Annotated in this window: 20 protein-coding genes; 7 read left to right on the forward strand and 13 right to left on the reverse strand. The window is 40.9% G+C overall.

Annotation, left to right across the window (positions count from 1 at the left end):
* The first annotated feature begins 134 nt into the window (after positions 1-134).
* From LHV68_06880 to LHV68_06890, 3 genes are all read left to right on the forward strand, one after another.
* Complete coding sequence (locus LHV68_06880; protein ID MCB4791595.1) at positions 135-1,046, forward strand: PorV/PorQ family protein; 912 nt, start codon at positions 135-137, stop codon at positions 1,044-1,046.
* 98 nt (positions 1,047-1,144) lie between these two features.
* Positions 1,145-1,534 (forward strand): HEPN domain-containing protein, encoded by a 390-nt coding sequence (locus LHV68_06885; GenBank protein ID MCB4791596.1) that lies wholly within the window; start codon positions 1,145-1,147, stop codon positions 1,532-1,534.
* Positions 1,513-1,830, forward strand: a complete 318-nt coding sequence (locus tag LHV68_06890) for a nucleotidyltransferase domain-containing protein (protein ID MCB4791597.1) — start codon at positions 1,513-1,515, stop codon at positions 1,828-1,830. Before LHV68_06885 ends, LHV68_06890 begins: the two co-directional genes overlap by 22 nt.
* Positions 1,831-2,165: 335 nt before the next feature.
* Here LHV68_06890 and LHV68_06895 read toward each other — a convergent pair whose 3' ends face one another.
* The 3 genes from LHV68_06895 to LHV68_06905 form a co-directional block, all read right to left on the reverse strand.
* Positions 2,166-2,909: an MBL fold metallo-hydrolase gene (locus LHV68_06895; protein ID MCB4791598.1), complete on the reverse strand. Its 744-nt coding sequence runs from the start codon at positions 2,907-2,909 to the stop codon at positions 2,166-2,168.
* Between the two features lie 13 nt (positions 2,910-2,922).
* Positions 2,923-3,495, reverse strand: a complete 573-nt coding sequence (locus LHV68_06900; GenBank protein MCB4791599.1) for a flavodoxin family protein — start codon at positions 3,493-3,495, stop codon at positions 2,923-2,925.
* An 86-nt stretch (positions 3,496-3,581) separates the two neighbouring features.
* Entirely contained in the window at positions 3,582-4,370 is a 789-nt protein-coding gene (locus tag LHV68_06905; protein ID MCB4791600.1) for a hypothetical protein, read from the reverse strand.
* Between the two features lie 213 nt (positions 4,371-4,583).
* Between LHV68_06905 and uppP the strand changes: the two genes are divergently transcribed.
* The 4 genes from uppP to LHV68_06925 all read left to right on the forward strand — a co-directional run bounded on the left by uppP (position 4,584) and on the right by LHV68_06925 (position 8,138).
* On the forward strand, positions 4,584-5,357 hold the full coding sequence (gene uppP, locus LHV68_06910; GenBank protein MCB4791601.1) for an undecaprenyl-diphosphatase UppP: 774 nt from the start codon (positions 4,584-4,586) through the stop codon (positions 5,355-5,357).
* A gap of 137 nt (positions 5,358-5,494) precedes the next feature.
* Positions 5,495-7,216, forward strand: coding sequence for a phosphoenolpyruvate--protein phosphotransferase (ptsP, locus tag LHV68_06915; protein ID MCB4791602.1), 1,722 nt, complete (start codon positions 5,495-5,497; stop codon positions 7,214-7,216).
* A gap of 17 nt (positions 7,217-7,233) precedes the next feature.
* Positions 7,234-7,473 (forward strand): NrdH-redoxin, encoded by a 240-nt coding sequence (locus LHV68_06920; protein ID MCB4791603.1) that lies wholly within the window; start codon positions 7,234-7,236, stop codon positions 7,471-7,473.
* Positions 7,474-7,562: 89 nt separating this feature from the next.
* Complete coding sequence (locus tag LHV68_06925) at positions 7,563-8,138, forward strand: rubrerythrin family protein (GenBank protein MCB4791604.1); 576 nt, start codon at positions 7,563-7,565, stop codon at positions 8,136-8,138.
* Between the two features lie 74 nt (positions 8,139-8,212).
* Here LHV68_06925 and LHV68_06930 read toward each other — a convergent pair whose 3' ends face one another.
* The 10 genes from LHV68_06930 to LHV68_06975 all read right to left on the reverse strand — a co-directional run bounded on the left by LHV68_06930 (position 8,213) and on the right by LHV68_06975 (position 17,368).
* Entirely contained in the window at positions 8,213-8,806 is a 594-nt protein-coding gene (locus tag LHV68_06930; GenBank protein MCB4791605.1) for a sulfite exporter TauE/SafE family protein, read from the reverse strand.
* 114 nt (positions 8,807-8,920) lie between these two features.
* Positions 8,921-10,435, reverse strand: coding sequence for an AmmeMemoRadiSam system protein B (amrB, locus tag LHV68_06935; protein MCB4791606.1), 1,515 nt, complete (start codon positions 10,433-10,435; stop codon positions 8,921-8,923).
* An 18-nt stretch (positions 10,436-10,453) separates the two neighbouring features.
* A complete protein-coding gene (gltA, locus tag LHV68_06940; GenBank protein ID MCB4791607.1) occupies positions 10,454-11,839 on the reverse strand; it encodes an NADPH-dependent glutamate synthase in 1,386 nt (461 codons plus the stop codon).
* Positions 11,824-12,666 (reverse strand): sulfide/dihydroorotate dehydrogenase-like FAD/NAD-binding protein, encoded by an 843-nt coding sequence (locus tag LHV68_06945; GenBank protein MCB4791608.1) that lies wholly within the window; start codon positions 12,664-12,666, stop codon positions 11,824-11,826. Before LHV68_06945 ends, gltA begins: the two co-directional genes overlap by 16 nt.
* 71 nt (positions 12,667-12,737) lie before the next feature.
* Positions 12,738-13,340, reverse strand: coding sequence for an HNH endonuclease (locus LHV68_06950; protein ID MCB4791609.1), 603 nt, complete (start codon positions 13,338-13,340; stop codon positions 12,738-12,740).
* Between the two features lie 168 nt (positions 13,341-13,508).
* On the reverse strand, positions 13,509-13,919 hold the full coding sequence (locus LHV68_06955) for a response regulator (GenBank protein MCB4791610.1): 411 nt from the start codon (positions 13,917-13,919) through the stop codon (positions 13,509-13,511).
* 27 nt (positions 13,920-13,946) lie between these two features.
* Positions 13,947-14,333, reverse strand: a complete 387-nt coding sequence (locus tag LHV68_06960) for a response regulator (protein MCB4791611.1) — start codon at positions 14,331-14,333, stop codon at positions 13,947-13,949.
* Between the two features lie 334 nt (positions 14,334-14,667).
* A complete protein-coding gene (locus tag LHV68_06965) occupies positions 14,668-14,871 on the reverse strand; it encodes a cold-shock protein (protein MCB4791612.1) in 204 nt (67 codons plus the stop codon).
* A 145-nt stretch (positions 14,872-15,016) separates the two neighbouring features.
* Positions 15,017-15,226, reverse strand: coding sequence for a hypothetical protein (locus LHV68_06970; protein ID MCB4791613.1), 210 nt, complete (start codon positions 15,224-15,226; stop codon positions 15,017-15,019).
* Between the two features lie 159 nt (positions 15,227-15,385).
* Positions 15,386-17,368, reverse strand: coding sequence for a diguanylate cyclase (locus tag LHV68_06975; protein ID MCB4791614.1), 1,983 nt, complete (start codon positions 17,366-17,368; stop codon positions 15,386-15,388).
* Positions 17,369-17,430: the final 62 nt, after the last annotated feature.

The raw sequence follows: 17,430 nt of genomic DNA on the forward strand, positions 1-17,430 counted from the left end.
CGCCAACATCCATTGCGGGAGTGGATGTTGGTGGCAGGACATAGCCGGTAACATTCCCGCATTGTCTTATCCAATGCAGGAATGCTGCTGCACAGAACTGGAGATAGCGGATAAATAATCGGAGGATTTTAAGCATGTTTAAAAAATTATGTTTATCAATAATGGTTTTAAGTATTTCAGCGGTTTTTAGCTTTTCAGCAAGCAAAGGGACATCCGGAGCACAGTTTTTGAAGATAGTTACGGCGCCGAGGCCGGCGGCGTTGGGTGGGACGTTCGCTGGATTTAGCGGTGATGTAAATTGTATGGCAGTAAACCCTGCGGGATTGAGTACGCTTGATATGAAAGAAGCTTCGTTAAACCAGAATAACTGGATGGAAGGTATAAGCAATCAATATATAGCTTTCGGGATGCCGGTGAACAACGACAGCGCATTAGGTGTAAATGTTACGATGTTAAGCGTTAAAGACATAACAAGAACCGATACAAGCGGCAATACAAACGGCACGTATGATGCGTCGGATTTAGCGGTAGGGATTGCCTATGCAAGGAAAGTGGCTGAGAGCTTGAGTTTAGGACTAAATGCCAAGATGATAAACTCAAAGATAGAAAATGAGAATGCATCAGCGTACGGGGTAGATATTGGCGGGTTATATAAGGCAAATGAGAAAGTAGATATTGGCCTATGTGTACAGAACCTGGGAACAAAAATGAAGTTCATTGATGAAGCAGATTCCCTGCCGATGATAGTTAAAGCAGGCGGAGCATATAAGATGAATAGTGAGTTAACTTTAGGAGCAGATATTAATTATCCAAATGACAGCGATATATATTTGAGCGCCGGTGCAGAGTATTACATAAAAAGCGGAGATAAGCTTGAATTCCCAATACGTGCCGGATACCGCACAGGTATGCAGACAGGCGGATTATCCGGTTTAGGTACGGGGCTTGGAGTGCTGTATAACAAAACCTTAGGTATAAACCTTGCCTGGACCCCGGAAGGCGACCTCGGCGATTCGGTCAAGTTCGGCTTAGATATAAAGTTTTAGAAGAGATAACTAAATACGATTATGTTCCGCTTCTATATAAAATTTATTCCATGCATTTTAAGTTATGAAAAAATATAATATTTTGCTATAATTGTTGCGTGAATAAAAAAGAACACATCAAATATTGGTTAGAATCAGCAAAGCATGATTTAGCGGCAGCAAACAGCCTATTTAAAAGCAAACGGTATGATTGGTGCTTGTTTTTATGTCATTTAGTTATAGAGAAAACTTTAAAAGCAATCTGGGTAGAGGATAATAAAAATAGTACTCCTCCAAAGGTGCATAATCTATTAAAACTTGCTGAACAGACAAAATTAAATTTAAATAGTGGTCAGAAGTTGTTTTTATTAGACATAAATGATTTTAACATAGAAGTGAGGTATCCGGATTATAAATTGAGCTTTTATAAAAAATGCAATAAGGACTTCACTGAAAATAATTATAAGAAAATAAGGAGTTTTTATTTATGGCTGCTAAGAAGAATGTGATAAAATCTGTAGTGGATTTGTGCAAAGAACTAGAAGAGAACAGAGTTATAGAAATAAAATCGGCATATTTGTTTGGTTCAACACTAATAAGCAAGGCCAATTCATCCAGCGATATAGATTTAGCTATAGTTTCCCAATCATTTTCCGGGTTTAAATTTAACGATAGAGCTAAAATAAATCCCTATATCTTAAAGATAAATCCTAATATTGAAATTCATCCATTCAAAATAGATGAATTCAACCCCAGCAACCCATTTGCAAAAGAAATAATAAAAACGGGTTTAAGAGTATATTAACCACAATATACTATTCCTACTTCTTTTCTTGAGAAAAACCATAAGAAACAATAGTGTTAAGCTGTAAATTTGGTTTGGAGAATATTCCTTGCTAACTATGCCACAGGAGGTGGACTGATATGATCAGAGAACCAGAGCCAATGAGGCAAATACACGAAATAAGGTTAAAAATATACAAAGAAGAGAAAAACTTATCTATGTAAGAAAGAATTGCCAAACGTCACAGAAAAGATGAAGAGTTAATAAAAAAGTACGGTTTAAAATTTATTACTAAAAAAACTAAAGCTGCCTAAATTTATAAACAAAAAAAGAGCTAAGTAAAACAAGCTCTTTTTTTATTTATAGAATCCGATGAATTTTATTTTTATGGATTTATTTCCCTTCAAGACTTTCTCATAAAACCTGTTTATATTTCCGGCGCCTTCTTTTTCCCTGAAGTGGTACGGATAAACTACCTTCGGCATGAATTCAAGGACCGCTGAAGATGCCTGGTCATCGGACATCGTATAAGGAAGGTTCAGGCAAATAAAGGCATAATCAATGTTTTTAAGGGCTCTCATTTCAGGGATATCTTCTGTATCTCCTGAAATGTAAACCCTTATACCCGGCCCTGTTTGTCCGGTACTTAGGGTAAGAACATATCCGTTGCCTTCTCCTTTCGGATGGTATTGGAGACTTTCAGGAGTTGTATTATACGCAGGTATGGCTTCGATACCTATCTTTCCGTAATTCATGGTTTCGCCGTTGTTAAGTAACTGCCCGGAAGCCAGGCCGTCGATAACGGTTTTTGGCCCGACAATAGCTGTATTCTTATTCTTTAGGGCTGTGACCAGTTTTTTATCAAAATGGTCTTTATGGGTATGAGTTACAAGGATAATATCCGGTGCCTTAAATTTTGAATACCGCATTTTCTCGCCGACCGGGTCTACGAAAATAGTTGTAGTATCTGCAAGGATAACAAAACTTGCGTGTTCTATCGCTATAAAGCTGATATTATTTCCTACTTCAACACTAAAGGCTTTTGTGAACGGCATAAGAGCCGCTCCCAGGAAAAAAACTGGCAAAATTATATTTTTCATAAATTCTCCGTACTCAAGATACTTTTTTGCCCAGAGCCACGGCTTTTTTGCGGATCCTTAAGTTTTTTTTAAGCTGGCCTGAAACTCCGGCATTCGGAACAAGAAGGGACTCAAAAGGCATGCTTGTATAATCTGCAGTAAGTTTAAAAGGTTTCTCAAGGGAGCCTAAACCGGCATCCTCATAGGCGCTGGCTATTACAACAAGGGTCTTTCCTTTTAACGGGGTTTTCATGGTGCCTGCGTCGTTGTCCCATTTATAAAGGCAAAACATCCTGTCAAAAACCATTTTTATCTGCGCGCTTGCGCCGAAGAAATAAAGCGGTGTTGCCATCACTATTACGTCCGCTTCAAGCATTTTAGCAAGGACCGGTTTTATATCGTCATTGACAGCGCATTCGTATTTGTCCAGCTTCTGGCATTTTCTGCAGGACAAACACCCGTTCGCTCTGGTTTTAAGGAAAGCGGTTTGTATAACCTCTAATTTGGAACCTTTTGACCTGGCTCCTTCGCTGAACCATTCTATCAGCGATGCAGTATTGCCGTTTTTCTTTGGGCTGCCTGAAAGTATTAATATCTTTTTTGCCATGTTTTGGAATTCCTCCAGCAAAGAACGTCCTTTTTGTGTTTCTGTGTAATCAGGGCCGTTGAGGATTTTTTCAACAGGCTCAATGTTTACAGGAGGTCGGTTGATGTTCTTCCCGGGGGTATTTTGACGCCTTTGACCTCTATGATGCCGGCCACTATAGCTGCTGTAAAATATATTACCCAGAGGTAAGTATAGTATTTGCCGAAAAAAGCTGCCAGGCCTGAAAAACACAGGGATACTACGAAGATCAATAACCCTACCTCAAGGTATTTCCATTTCAGCGGGAGGTTTACATAAACTTCGCTGTATTTTGAATTATACCTGCGGTGGCGGACATAGGCTGCCGCGAGCATAAAAAAACCTACAGGCGAGATAAGTTGGGAGATAAGATGTATCAGGACTATCTCTATATATTTATGGCCTTCGGGAAACCAGACCGCATCATAAATATGATAATTCCCCAGTGTTACGATTATTTTAGAATCTGTAATTGCAAGTTTGTTTGCAAGAACAAATATTATAGCCGCACAAAGACCCGTGCCGTAGGAGGCAAAATCAGCCGACGCAGGTGGGCCTTTTTCATCAGGCACCCAGTGGAATATACCTACGAGAATGGAAGGTGCGATTATAGCCATTAAAAAAGACTGCCGTACAGAATTGATGATCATCGGCCACGGGTGAGGCCAAAGCATCTGGAACGGCCTGCTGAGGAAATAAATGCCGAACATGATAAAAGCCAGGAAGACTTTCTTATAAGCCATTTCACCTACTATCAACATCCTGACTTTGCTGTATTGGTATATTTGAAAGGCCATAAAAAAATATACACACGCCGTAATTATCGGTAAAACCATATTAAGTATTGCTTCAAACATAAAGGCCCCGTTATCGTTTACTTAAATAAGCTGTATTTATAAGAATTTTAACATTATTAAAGTCTCAGGTCAAGAATCAGTGAGATAATAAGAGGTTCAGTTTTTTGACTAATAAGGCAGAATTATATAAAATAGCTTACTATTTAGAGATAAAAAAACAAACATCCTCTTCTCTAAAAATTATCTTAGCTGTTGGATAAAAGGAATAATATCATGGAAGTAATTCAAGCAGTAGTGCTCGGCCTTGTGCAGGGGTTTACAGAATTTTTACCTGTGAGCAGTTCCGGGCATTTGATAGTGATACCGTGGATTTTTAAGTGGAACGATCTGGGAGCGACTTTTGACGTGGCGCTTCATTTGGGGACCCTTATTTCTCTGGTTTTCTATTTCTGGAGAGATTGGATTGAGATAATAAGAAGGTGGAAAGAACCTTTTCTTTGGCTCATAGCCGTAGGGTGTGTGCCTGCAGCTGTCTTCGGCTATAAATTCGAAAAAACTTTTGAGACAGTATTCCGTTCTCCTCTTCTTGTAGCCGTATTTATGATAAGCATGGGCCTTTTGATGTGGCTGGCAGAGCTAAGAGGTAAAAAGAACAAGGATATGGAATCCCTTAACCTCGGGGATACGTTATTTATCGGGTTTGCTCAGGTCCTGGCGCTTATGCCGGGCGTATCCCGCTCCGGGATAACGATAACTGCTGGCATTTTCAGCGGGTTTAAGAGAGAAAGCGCCGCCAGGTTTTCTTTCCTTTTGGCAATGCCGATAACCTTCGGAGCGGGGTTACTCAAATTAAAACATGTGATGGAATTTGGGATACCTAAGGATGAATATAGAGTATTTCTAAGCGGGATATTGTTTGCAACGATCTCAGGATTTTTGGCTATCAAATATTTATTGAAGTTCTTGCAGAAACACAGCCTTTACGTCTTTATATGGTACAGGATGATAGTTGGTTTAGCGGTACTTTTAATTTATTTCCTGTCTTAAGAATTTCCTGCACGTGAAATAGACAGGTTCCCGCTTAATCTATGCCTAGGCACTTGACTGGCGTAACCTAAATTTATAGGATATTCCCCTATGGATCAACAGCATAGGATTCAATCACATAAGGAGAAAACAGACTCTTGAAAACTTTAAAAGGCATATCAGCGGCTCCAGGCATAATCCAGGGCACTGTATGTGTATATGATACCGAGATAGAGGGCGTTGTACCTCATTATAATATTGATGCTAATCAGGTGAAAAATGAAGTCAAGCGTTTGACGGAAGCATTTGACCAGGCCAAGAAAGAAATGTCGGGTATGATAGAGGATGCCAGGTCTGTGTTTGACGAAAAAGCAGCTGAGGTTTTTAACAGCCACCTTGTTATTTTAAAGGACCAGGGGCTTTTCGACAAAATGGCGGACCTTATAAAAGAAAGGATGATAAATGCCGAGCATGCTGTAAGCGATATATTTGATTATTATATAAAGAAATATGAAAAGCAAGAAGGCCATTTTAAAGAACTGACCCATGACCTTCTAGATACAAGGACAAGGATTTTGTCTGCTTTTAACCTCGGTAGCGGGCATTTTATGTGCCCTATAGGCGAGCAAAAAGCCGTAGTCGTAGCCGCAAAGCAGCTTACCCCTTCAATGATTTTAAATATCCCTAAAGAACACGCTCTTGCCTTCGTCGCAAAAGAAGGAGGGTTTACAAGCCATGCTACCATCCTTGCCCGTTCTTACGGGGTGCCGATAATCTTTGGCTTAGATATAGAAAAAGAGCTTGAATGCGGAACAGAGGTTATCGTTGACGGTTCTTTAGGTAAGGTTATAATCTGTCCCGACGATAATACAAGGCAGTACTACCGGGCAAAGATAGATAAAATTAATCAAAAAAAATTAGTGTGCGATGCTACAAGCACTATCAGCAAAACAAATGCAAGAAAACTAAAAGATGTAAAGCTGAAGCTGAATATAAGCGTCCCGGAAGAGATCGATATGGTATCGGAGTTTACGCATGACGGGATAGGTCTTTTAAGGACCGAGTTTCTTTTTGCAAAGGATGAAAAACCGCCGAGCGAAGAAGAACAATACAGGGAATACAGGCATATTTTAACCGCAGTTAAAGAACCTGTGACTGTAAGGATCCTTGACTTGAGCAACGACAAACTGCCGCCGTTTTTGGAGTTCCCGAAAGGCATCTCTCCGGATATGGAAGTAAGAGGGGCTATGGCTGTAGAGCTTTTCAGAGAGCTTTTTATCACGCAGTTTAAAGCGTTGTTAAGGGCTAACGTAAATAATAACCTGAGGCTGTTATACCCGATGGTGGCCGATCTAAATGACCTGAACGTATATAAGAGTACGTTGGAAGAAGCAAAAACTATCCTGAAAAAAGAAAAGGCAGGGTTTAATGACAAGAATATAAAAACAGGGGTTATGATAGAAACCCCGTCTGCAGCGATGATGATCAGTGAACTGATAAGAGAGGTCGATTTCGTAAACATAGGCTCCAATGACCTTTTTCAGTACACGCTTGCAACTACAAGAAAAAATTATCTTACGGAAAAAAGATACCACATACTGCACCCTGCTCTTGTAAAATTGATGAGTATTATAGCGAACGAAGGTAAAAAGGCAAAAAAAGAAGTCTGCCTGTGCGGTGAGATAGCTTCTTTTGAGGAGTTTTATCCTTTATTTCTGGAACTCGGCATAAGGAGCTTTAGCGTGGCTGTGTCAAAATTTATGGATTTACAATGCGAATTTCTGCATATTAAAGATATAAAAAACAAGAATATCGCAAAGTCCTATTATAAGACCAGATCTAAAGAGGAAGCAGACAGCTATTTCGCAAAATTCATTTAAGTTGTTAAGAGGCATACATGAGCAGGGTTATAAAGGTTTATTCAACAAGCACATGCCCGTATTGTGCAACGGTAAAAGAGTTTTTAAAAAAGAACAACGTACTATTTGAAGATATTAACATAGGCAATGACGCACAAAAAGCGCGGGAAATGATGGATAAGTCAGGACAGCTGGGTGTTCCTGTGATAGATATTGATGGTAAAATAATAATAGGTTTTGACAAAGAAGAGATCAAAAAGGAACTAAATATAAAATAAAGCCTAGAGCGTGTAGTCAAGTCAAAATGAGTTGTGATTTTGGTTTTTCCTATACGCTCTACGCTAAACGCTAATTGTCGGAGGGAGAAATGAAAAGCATTAAAGGCACAAAAACTGAAAAAAACCTGCTGGCATCGTTTGCAGGCGAGTCACAGGCAAGGAACAGGTATACTTATTTTGCTTCGGTTGCAAAAAAAGAAGAATATGAACAGATCTCTGCGATATTTTTAGAAACTGCCGAAAATGAAAAAGAACATGCAAAACGGTTCTTTAAATTATTAGAAGGGGGCATGGTCGAAATAACTGCAAGCTATCCTGCAGGAGTTATAGGAAAAACAACTGAAAACCTGAAAGCTGCCGCAGCAGGAGAGAACGAAGAGCATACAAAACTTTATCCAGGGGCAGCGGACATTGCAGACAAGGAAGGTTTTCCTGAAATAGCAAAGCAATACAGGGCTATAGCTTCGGTAGAAGTCCAGCACGAAAAAAGGTACCTGACCCTGTTAAACAATATCGAGACACATAAGGTTTTTAAAAGAGATAAGGTCGTGAAATGGAAATGCAGAAACTGCGGCTATATCCATGAAGGGATAGATGCTCCTGAAATTTGCCCTGCCTGTGCTCACCCCAAAGCATACTACGAACTCTTCTGCCAGAGTTATTAACAATTTAGGGGACAATTTGGGACTTTCACCGGAACGCTCACTTAGGGTAAAGTATGCTGTGCGTAAAGCTTATCCTATTCTGTTAATATGAAGATTGAGGTGTAAAGGTACCAGAAACCTACCAGGATAGATGCTGTCTGGGCCAGAAGCTTTACCGGTTTGAACCTTGAAACCTGGCCTGCAAAAATTAGTATAGCCACCCAAACGCTTGAGCCAAAATAAAAACCCAAAAAAAAGATTATCGAACCGGCCACACTTCCCATCTCCAGTATCTTGTTAAGACCCAGTAAGAACGGCGGGCAGATGTTTAAGCCCATAACAATTCCTGCAAGCAACGGAAAATTTTCGCCAGGGATAAGCTTATTGGCTGTACGGCATACGGACAGGTTAAGGTTTATTCTGCCGAAGGCAAAGCCTATAAGCCAGAGAGAAAGTATGAGGGTCAGGACAGAGAAAAATCTGGGGTTTATCCTCCCATCAAAATAAAGGCCTAGGGAACCGAAAAAGGCTGCAAAGAAAAGATATGCGATTAACCTGCCTGTCAAAAACTTTAATACCGGGAATACGGAGCTTCTGGTTTCACTTAAGAGGAACGGAAGAAGTACCGGAGAGCAGACTGCAAAGCAGCCTAAGTTGTTGGAAAGCCCTAATAAGAATCCTTCAATCATATTTATTCCGAGCGTATTTTGGATAGCGTTTACCGTATAATTAAGTCAAAATAAATTGTGATTTTGTTTTTCCTATCCGCTAAACGCTCTACGCTGTACGCTAAAAATTATACGTTATTTTGGTTCTTCAAAAGCAACGACCGTAAATACATAGAGTTCTGTGGAAGGATTCTTCCATGCGTCGCGGGAAAGGCCTGCTTTCTGGGAGCACAGCTCGCTCATAAAATCCTCTTTATCCGGGAGTTGTTCCCAGACCTGAGGAAGGAAAAGGCCGCTCCTTCCAAAGCCTTTCTTTACGACTACTCCGTGAATCTTCGGTTTTATCTCATCCGCGTTTTTTATCCGCCTCATGGGAGAAAGAATGGATATTTCAAAATGAAGGTTCTTTAGCTCTGCGGAAGTCACGGGAGAGAAACGAGGGTCTTCTGTTGCCGCAGCTGTGGCCATTTGTGTTACGGCAGCGTATAAAGGCGCCCGGGGTTCGGTTGTGCCGATACAGCCCCTTAACCCGCCGTGTTCCGTAAGCGTTACAAATACAGCCGCTGGTTCTATCAGTTCAGGGTCAGAGGTCTTGTATTTATAAACATTGTTATTTTTCAAATAATACTCTACCGACTGCCTCGCTAGCAAAAGAAGTTCTTTTTGATGTTTTTCGCTGATCTTGAATTCGTCCACAGATCCCTCCTTAGGCGCATTATTTTGGGATTTATTAGCTGATGCGATAAATGCCACTGATCCGTACCCCACTACCCTTGAACGGTCCCCGGTCAAGTCTCCGGAATTTGAATAATTGAGTATTTTTACCGTGTCTGCCCCGAGCGCTTTGGCTGCGAACATCGTTGTATAAATGGCTTCTTCGGCACATACGGTGCAGGCTTCATTCGGGACGTTTAAAGCCATAAGTTCGTCAACCGTTTTCTTAAGGCTGTAAGGGTCGAATTTTTCCATAGATTTTAATGATTTTGAATCTATCATATTGGCATTTGCCCAGGTCGGATAATGAGACATGTCGCTTGAAGCAAGGATCAAGACTTCGTCTGAAACCCCGAGTTCATTGACTGAACTTACGATCGCCTCAGCTATTTCCTTGCAGTTTTCCATGGACTGGTATGAGCTTAAAAGTATAGGTACGATAGAAAATTCTTTTAGGGTATGCTCAAGGAACGGAAGTTGGACTTCAAGGGAATGCTCTTTTTTGTGAGGATAAATGTTCTCTTCAAGGAGAGGTGTCTTGGCAAGGATGTTTCTTGCAAGCTTCTCGTTTACAGGTACTTTGCCGATAGGTGTTTCAAAATTGCCGCTGGCGTATACGGCGCCTTTACTTAAAAGGTTCTGGTGGCTGTTCCCGAATAAAATTACGGTTTTTATGTTTCCGCCCGATAAAGCTTTGTAGCTGTACGCTGCAGTGGGGGCTGAATAAACATACCCTGCGTGCGGGCATAGAACAGCTATAACTTTGCCTTCTATATCGAGTTTGGGTACTGAATTCAAATAACCGTCAACTGTTTTATTTAACTCCTGGGGGTTTGAAGGATAGAAGCTTCCTGCTACTGCGGGCGGCCTGTCATTTGCATAGGTACAACCAAAAAAAGACAAAACCAAAAGTATGAATACTGATTTTTTTAACATTTGAGTTTGCCCCCTGTCTTAGGCAGGTACGAGGTTGGTTAGATATTTTTCTATTGCCCGGGCAGCCCGTTTTCCCATGCCCATTGCCTCAATGACGGTTTCGCCGCCTACGATATCTCCGCCTGCAAAGACACCCGGCATTGTGGTCATGAAATTGTCGTCTATTATAAGCTCTCCCCATTTATTGGTTGTAAGGCCTTTGGTTAAAGAAGGTATAAGAGGATTGGGGGAAAGGCCGACAGCTATTACTACCATATCTATAGGCATGGTAAAATTTGAGTTTGGAATAACTTTCGGGCTTCTTCTTCCAGACTCATCCGGGGCACCAAGTTCCATCTTCTGGCATTCTATTTCTTTTACAAACCCGTTTTCATCTCCTGTGTACTTTACCGGGTTTGTAAGGAGCATGAATTTTATTCCTTCTTCAAGCGCATGGTTAGCTTCCTCAAGGCGTGCCGGCATCTCTTCTTTCGAACGGCGGTAGATAAGCGTAACCTCGCTTGCCCCAAGGCGAAGAGCTGTCCTTGCCGAGTCCATGGCTGTGTTGCCGCCGCCTATGACCGCAACCCTTTTGCCTACGTATACAGGCGTGTCATGTTCAGGAAAGGTATAAGCATTCATAAGGTTGACCCTTACAAGGAATTCGTTTGCAGAATATATATTGTTAAGGTTTTCTCCCGGGATATTCATAAAATTAGGAAGCCCTGCACCCACCGCAAGAAATATCGCTTTAAAACCTTCTTTAAAAAGGTCGTCTAAGCTTTTTGTGCGGCCGATAAGCGAATTCCTTATTATTTTTACACCCATTTTTTCAAGGTTTGCAAGTTCAAAGTCAAGTATATCGTTCGGGAGCCTGAACTCCGGTATCCCGTACCTTAAGACCCCGCCGGGTTTATGGAGGGATTCAAATATGGTAACGTCAAAACCCGCCTTTGCAAGGTCTCCTGCGCAGGTCAGGCCTGCGGGGCCTGAACCTACAACTGCGATTTTGATTTCTGAATTATTTCCTCTAACAGGGCCGGTTGTGAAGTTGTTTTCTCTTTCCCAGTCAGCGGTAAAACGTTCCAGATAGCCTATACCGACTGGTTCGCCTTTTTTGCCGAGAATACACTTTAACTCGCACTGCTCTTCCTGCGGGCAGACCCTTCCGCAGACTGCCGGGAGGTTATTCTTATCTTTTAATATTCTTACAGCCTCAGGCATGTTATCCTGGGCTATGGCTTTGATAAACCCCGGTATATTTATTTCAACGGGACAGCCTTCTATGCACAATGGTTTTTTACACTGGATGCACCTTTTGGCTTCTTCTACCGCCTGCTCTTTCCTGTAGCCAAGGTTTACCTCTTTGAAATCTTTACTGCGTTCAACGGAAGGGCGCTCGTTCATCTTTACTTTTTTTGACATAGGCACTCCGCATTATATTTTTCAAAAGAGACTTTTTCTTTATCTTTGAACAAGCTTAAGCGTTTGATAAGCTCATCCCAGTTGACTTCATGCCCGTTAAATTCAGGGCCTTCGACACAGGCAAACTTAGTCTTTCCTCCTACAGATACCCTGCATGCACCGCACATCCCTGTGCCGTCAACCATTATAGGGTTTAAAGATACAATTGTATGTATATTATAAGGTTTTGTAAGGTTTGATATTACTTTCATCATAGGCACAGGACCTATGGCATAGACAAGGCCTATCCCTTCTCCTTTTTCTATCAAACCCTGCAAAACATTCGATACAAAACCTTTCTGGCCGTAAGATCCGTCGTCGGTAGTAACAAATAATTGATCGCAGGCTTGTTTCATTTCTGCTTCAAGGATCACAAGGTCTTTGTTCCTTGCCCCGATTATGCCTATTACCTTATTGCCGGCTTCTTTATAAGCCTTTGCGACCGGCAGTATCTCCGCCACGCCTACTCCTCCGCCTATGGCCGCAACAGTCCCAATTTTCTTTATTTCTGTAGGGTGGCCGAGAGGGCCGAGGATATCGGGTATATTATCCCCTGGTTCAAGCCTGCCAAGCGAGGCTGTTGTTTTTCCTATCTCCTGAAAAATAAAAGTAATGGTCCCTTTATCTATATTTTTTCCTGCTATGGTCAGAGGTATCCTTTCTCCTTTTTCGGATACCCTTAACATGACGAACTGGCCTGCCAGGGCTTTCTTTGCTATCTGGGGTGCCTGGACTTCAATTTGTTTGACATTGTTGGCCAGATTTATTTTGGAGATGATATTATACATGATCTGCCTTTTTAAAAACAATCCAGCCTTGTCCCTGATAAGATCGAAAGCTGGATATTGAAAATTTAAGCCTATTCCTCGTCTAACTCGCCGTTCCAGTAAATCGTATCAATAAACCTCTGCCATGAAGCCCTGACTCTTATAGGGGAACGGAAAACAAGGGGTATACTGCCGTGCCATTTTGGTTTTGCCGGTTTTACCAGAAGCTTCATGCCGGCCTCTTGAGGGGTTTTATTGCTTTTTCTTAAATTACATGGGATACAGGCAGTAACGATATTTGACCAGGAAGTTTTGCCGCCCCGGCTTTTAGGGACTACATGGTCAAGGTTTAATTCCTGGGTTGAAAGTTTCTGACCGCAGTAACAGCATTTATAGTTATAATATTCATAAATATTTCTTCTTGTGAATTTTACGTCCGTAGAGGGGAGCCTGTCATATAGCTTTAATGCAATAACTTCAGGTATGGCGATCTTGAAACTGGGAGTATGAACGAAACCGGCAGGGTGTTCCTGTATCATATTAGATATTTCCCGCCAGTCTTCGAAGGAATAGGTGCGGTATTCCTGGTCAACTACGCAGGCATGGTCTGCGAACACCAGGGACAACGCCCTCTGCCAGGATGTAATCTGAATTGCATAAAAACTCTTGTTTAGTACAAGCACATCTGTGGACATAAGTGAATATCCTTCGATAGGAGACAGAGTCTCCTATAAATAACACGACATCCCGCCACCATTAAGGTTGATCTCCCGATAAAAGTCGGGACTTTAATTGCGGCGGGATGAATTAGATTATAATTTTTTTGGCGGTTTTTGTCAACATAGAAATAGGGCTGGATATTTTTAGGGAAGTTGTTTTTTTGTTTCTAAATCGTTTTTTGTGGAAGAGATAGATAAAGAATCATTTATGCGTTCTAAAAGCTCGGTCAATTCAAAGGGTTTTAATATGCAAAAGTATGCTTTAGAGCGCGAAATACTCCTTGTGATTTCAGATGAAAAATTTCCGGTAACAAAAATTATAGGTATATCCTTGGTTATATCTGAAACTCCGAGATCTTTCGAGATATGGTCGCCGTCGGTTCCCGGCATGACAAAATCCAAAATTATTATATCCGGTTTTTCCGATTTTGCCAGTTCAACCGCTTTAAGCGCATCGGAAGTACTGACCACGCAATAACCGTTCATTTCAAGCCCGGTCCTGATATATTCTATCATTTCTTCCTGATCGTCTATCACCATGACTTTTTTTTGCATTTTAGTGAACCCTGTAATAAGATATGTCTATTTTTTCAGTGCAGGTTTTAAACCTAAAGCACTATTTATCTTTTCGATCAGCTCGGTTATATCGAACGGTTTTTTTAGGTAGCAATAAGCATTCGTCTCCCGTATTTTATCGGCGACTTCAGGCACCATATGGCCTGTAATAAAAATAATAGGGATATCTTTGGTCTTATCGGATATGCTGAGCCCCCTGTAAATGCTGTACCCGTCTATACCGGGCATCATAAAATCAAGTATTATAATGTCCGGGTTTATAGTATTTGCAAATTCTATGGCATGTAAAGCATTTGAAACCGCAGTCACTTCAAATCCGCACATCTCAAGGCCGAACTTGATATATTCAAGCTGTTCGTATTCATCATCTACCACCATAACCTTTATCGTCATAGGTATTCTCCGTTAAGCGGCTTTTCTTATATTAAAAAAATGAACCGTTTTGCCGATTTATAATGTTTTGATAATTATTTTAGCACTATGAAAGTTTTATGTCAATTAAAAGTAATACATCACTAATACATCGGTTGAAACAAGAGGCGCAGGTTTTTTGTTAGGTGGGAAAAATACGAGGATTCAGCCACGCTGCAAAATAAGTCCCGCCATGGCGGGGTGTCACTGATTCAATGGAGTCTATGGCTCCTGCAGAAGGGGTTTCATTTTTTAAGGCAAAAGAAAAACTCCCCCGCCTATATAATAGCCGGGGGAGTCTTTGTTAAAAAAAGTATTACACTTTTTTTATGTTTGATGCTTTGGGCCCTTTTTCAGAACTTTCAACGTCAAATTCTACGACGTCACCTTCTGCCAAAGACTTAAATCCTTCTGAAGCTATTGCTGAAAAATGTGCGAACACATCTCCGCTGCCGTCGTCATTGGAAATAAAGCCGAAACCTTTTGCATCATTGAACCACTTCACTTTACCGCGTGCCATCCTAAATCACCTACTTTTTTCTTGTCCCACTAAGCGGGATTGTTATTTAAGCCTTACTATGTAAAACTTAGGGTTATAGTATAGCATACTTTTATGATTTTGCAGCATTTAATTTAAAAATAAAATGAAACATAAAAATGGAGCTTCATTTTTTACCCAGCGGTCTGTTGCATTTCGGGCATTTTAGCGCAGAAATCCTGAAACCCGGCTTCGGCGGAACAGGTATATTGCATTTCGGGCAGACCGGATAATGTTCCATGTTCTTCATTTGCATGTTTGCCGAGCTATTGAATTTATTCCCATCGTGCTCATAGGTCTTAGTGCTTCTTATCGGGTTTTGTCCGTTCCTTTGCATGGAGGGTTCTCCTTTAAGTGAAATTTAATTTATAGTATAGATTCCTATACTTGATTACGGTGATTATTAACTACGATTACAACGATTAAAAGCTTAACATCCGGTGAAATCACCGTAATCTTTGTTTTATCGCTGTAATCAGTTAGTCCCCGAAAGGGGCTAACTTTTTTTGACAACTTCAAGGAATGCGTCAACTACCTGCGGGTCGAATTTAGTACCTGAGTTATCTATTATGGTCTGGATAGCCTTTTTTTTCGAAAAGGCTTTTCTGTAAGGCCTGTTTGAGATCAAAGCCTGGAACGTATCTGCAAGGCAAATAACCCTTGCGCCCAGCGGGATTTTTTCTCCTTTAAGCCTCTGAGGATAGCCTTTGCCGTCCCATCGTTCATGATGGTGCATAATGTACGGAAGGATATAATGCAGAAGATGGATAGGCCTTATAATGTCGGCGCCTATCAAAGGGTGCTCCATTATTTCTTCAAATTCTTTGCCTGTAAGTTTTGCTTTTTTTAATAGTATCTTTTCGCTTATGCCTACCTTGCCGAGGTCATGAAGTATGGCAGCCTGCCTTATATGCATAACTTCTTCCTTAGGCATTCCGAGGCTCCTTGCTATTTCTGCAGCAAAATGAGCTGTGCGTTCAACATGCTCGCCTGTATAATGGTCTTTAAGTTCAATTGCTTTTGCAAAAGCAAAAACCGCTTCAATAAGCCCCTGGTTAGCCCTCTTGTGCAGGCGTTCTATCCTTGCTTTTAAGTAATTTACCCCGGTTTTTGTCCGGTTCCCAAGATGGATATTCTCTTCAGGGTTTTCCAGTTTCAGGTCCTCCGATGAAAATACCCTGTTGCCGCCGTACGCTTTTGCCTTATTCAGTATTTTATCGCTGAGCTCCAGCATAGCCGAAGAATTTGCTATGTTGTCCTGAGGGTACGTAGAGACCGCGATGCTGAGCCTGAGTTTGATCAGGCTTTTTTTAGAACCGAAATATTCAAGGTTTATTAAATTTCTGACCCGCTGGGCCAGTGTTTTGGCAGATTTACACTCTGTATTAGGTAAAATAACGACAAATTCTTCTCCGCCGTATCGTATGACGGTGTCATATTTACGCACCAGTTTCTTCAGTTTTTGCGCAAATTGCCTGAGTACCATATCTCCGAAGCGATGGCCGTACAAGTCATTGATGCTTTTAAAATAATCCAGGTCGATCAGTAACATGGAAATAGGCATCTTTTTATGTTTCGCACGCGAAAATTCGGTTTCAAGGATTTTCCCAAGGAACCTGTGGTTATAGAGCCCTGTATGGGAATCTAAAACTACAAGGCGTTCAAGTTTTTTATTGGATTTTAATAAGGCCTTGTTCAAAGATATCAATTTCTTCTCATCTGCCTTGGCCCGGGTGATATCCCGTATCGCAGTTACTATTTTTTCCACCTTGCCGTGTACCGTTATGGGCACTTTTCTTGTTTCTGTATATATTTCCCGGTTGCGCAGGGTAACAATTTCTTCAGTGGTAAGCGTTTTGCCGGATCTAAATACTTTTTCATATTCTTCTGTTATTTTTTTTATGGGGAGAAACGGGAATGCCTGAAATATAGTTTTTCCTACTATATCGGGGCTTATCCCTAACTCTGAATTCATTTTTTTAAATGCAGTATTTACCAGCAGTATCCGGCATTTACGGTCAACTACATGTATCAGTTCCGGAAGGGAATCGATAGTTGTAATATAGTTCTGCTTTGAATCAATAAGTTCATTTTCGATCTGTTTTTGATAGCTTATGTTCGTGATGACGCCGAGTATGGCTGTTTCGTTATTGATTTTGATAAGTTTTGTGGTAATAATAGCGGAAATTATCTTTCCTGATTTTGTTTTTAGTTTATACTCATACGGTTCCACTTCTTTGCCTTTTAAATGTTCGGCATAAGCCTGTTTGGTCTTTCCGGTGAATTCCGGAGTGGTCAGTTTCAGAAAATCAAAAGATTTTGAATAAAATTCACGGCGTGTGTAGCCCATTATTTCTTCGCATTTTTTGTTGGCATAGACCACTTTGCCGCTGAAATTGATGAATATCATGTTAGGGGATTCTTCTGCAAGGACTTTAAAAAATTCTATATCTTTCTGAAAAGCAAAGTTAACAGTCAATTTATAATCCCTCCGAATTAAGATGTGATTATGAAACAGAAACCGAAATGGTATGACCGCCC

The organism is Candidatus Liberimonas magnetica, from assembly GCA_020523885.1.
Taxonomy (GTDB): domain Bacteria; phylum Elusimicrobiota; class Endomicrobiia; order Endomicrobiales; family JAFGIL01; genus Liberimonas; species Liberimonas magnetica.

Coding starts and splice junctions, on each gene's coding strand:
- LHV68_06895 (MCB4791598.1), bottom strand. CDS start 2,909: ATGAAAAATATAATTTTGCCAGTTTTTTTCCTGGGAGCGGCTCTTATG.
- LHV68_06890 (MCB4791597.1), top strand. CDS start 1,513: ATGGCTGCTAAGAAGAATGTGATAAAATCTGTAGTGGATTTGTGCAAA.
- LHV68_06945 (MCB4791608.1), bottom strand. CDS start 12,666: ATGTATAATATCATCTCCAAAATAAATCTGGCCAACAATGTCAAACAA.
- uppP (MCB4791601.1), top strand. CDS start 4,584: ATGGAAGTAATTCAAGCAGTAGTGCTCGGCCTTGTGCAGGGGTTTACA.
- LHV68_06925 (MCB4791604.1), top strand. CDS start 7,563: ATGAAAAGCATTAAAGGCACAAAAACTGAAAAAAACCTGCTGGCATCG.
- LHV68_06920 (MCB4791603.1), top strand. CDS start 7,234: ATGAGCAGGGTTATAAAGGTTTATTCAACAAGCACATGCCCGTATTGT.
- gltA (MCB4791607.1), bottom strand. CDS start 11,839: ATGTCAAAAAAAGTAAAGATGAACGAGCGCCCTTCCGTTGAACGCAGT.
- LHV68_06905 (MCB4791600.1), bottom strand. CDS start 4,370: ATGTTTGAAGCAATACTTAATATGGTTTTACCGATAATTACGGCGTGT.
- LHV68_06965 (MCB4791612.1), bottom strand. CDS start 14,871: ATGGCACGCGGTAAAGTGAAGTGGTTCAATGATGCAAAAGGTTTCGGC.
- LHV68_06970 (MCB4791613.1), bottom strand. CDS start 15,226: ATGCAAAGGAACGGACAAAACCCGATAAGAAGCACTAAGACCTATGAG.
- LHV68_06880 (MCB4791595.1), top strand. CDS start 135: ATGTTTAAAAAATTATGTTTATCAATAATGGTTTTAAGTATTTCAGCG.
- LHV68_06950 (MCB4791609.1), bottom strand. CDS start 13,340: ATGTCCACAGATGTGCTTGTACTAAACAAGAGTTTTTATGCAATTCAG.
- LHV68_06930 (MCB4791605.1), bottom strand. CDS start 8,806: ATGATTGAAGGATTCTTATTAGGGCTTTCCAACAACTTAGGCTGCTTT.
- LHV68_06900 (MCB4791599.1), bottom strand. CDS start 3,495: ATGGCAAAAAAGATATTAATACTTTCAGGCAGCCCAAAGAAAAACGGC.
- LHV68_06955 (MCB4791610.1), bottom strand. CDS start 13,919: ATGCAAAAAAAAGTCATGGTGATAGACGATCAGGAAGAAATGATAGAA.
- amrB (MCB4791606.1), bottom strand. CDS start 10,435: ATGTTAAAAAAATCAGTATTCATACTTTTGGTTTTGTCTTTTTTTGGT.
- LHV68_06960 (MCB4791611.1), bottom strand. CDS start 14,333: ATGACGATAAAGGTTATGGTGGTAGATGATGAATACGAACAGCTTGAA.